Source organism: Oleiphilus sp. HI0125, from assembly GCF_001635355.1.
On the sequence record NZ_LWGF01000304.1, the window covers coordinates 1 to 717 of the forward strand.

Below are 717 nucleotides of genomic sequence, written 5' to 3' on the forward strand. Positions count from 1 at the left end.
TGTGCTCAATTAAAATATTGGCAAGAGCAATGCGGACTTGATCCTTCCGTTACCATCAGCGTCAACGTTTCAAGTCGTCAACTCGCCTATGACGGATTCATTTCTTCACTTGAATCAGCACTCGAAACGAGTCAAATTTCTCCCCAATGTCTCGAACTAGAGCTGACAGAAACAGCTGTTATGTCGGATCCAGAGCGTTGTGCAGACATATTTACACAACTCCAAAATCTAGGGATTAAAGTATCAGTCGACGACTTCGGTACAGGATATTCGTCTTTATCATACTTAAGCGCACTCCCCCTCGATGCATTGAAAATTGATCGAAGCTTTGTCAGCAATATTATTGATGACAAAAAAAATCAATCGATCACTAAGGCCATTATTGGTTTGTCGCACAGCCTCGGCCTCAAAGTTGTAGCAGAAGGTGTTGAAACTATAGCCCAGCAGCATTTTCTGATGGATAACGGCTGCGATGCGATGCAAGGCTTTTTACTGAGTAAGCCTTTGCCCGCAAAAGACATAGAAGCTTTGCTTTAATTCAGTTTTCATGCGCCCTATACTTCACCAAAATTTCATTGATTGGACTCTGACATGACGCAAGACGAATTAAAAAGTGCTGTCGCGCTTGAGGCATTAAACCTCATAAAAGATAAGCTCGATAGCGATAGCATTATCGGTATCGGAACAGGTTCAACTGCGAACTTTTTCATCGACCAT

At 42.4% G+C, this 717-nt stretch carries 1 protein-coding gene and 1 pseudogene; both read left to right on the forward strand.

Features of this window, described 5'->3' with window-relative positions; all coding sequences use genetic code 11:
* The coding region (locus A3762_RS04155; protein ID WP_156493225.1) for an EAL domain-containing protein at positions 1 to 537 on the forward strand (537 nt) is incomplete at its 5' end.
* A 54-nt stretch (positions 538 to 591) separates the two neighbouring features.
* A pseudogene (locus A3762_RS04160) lies at positions 592 to 717 on the forward strand (ribose 5-phosphate isomerase A); the annotation flags it as partial.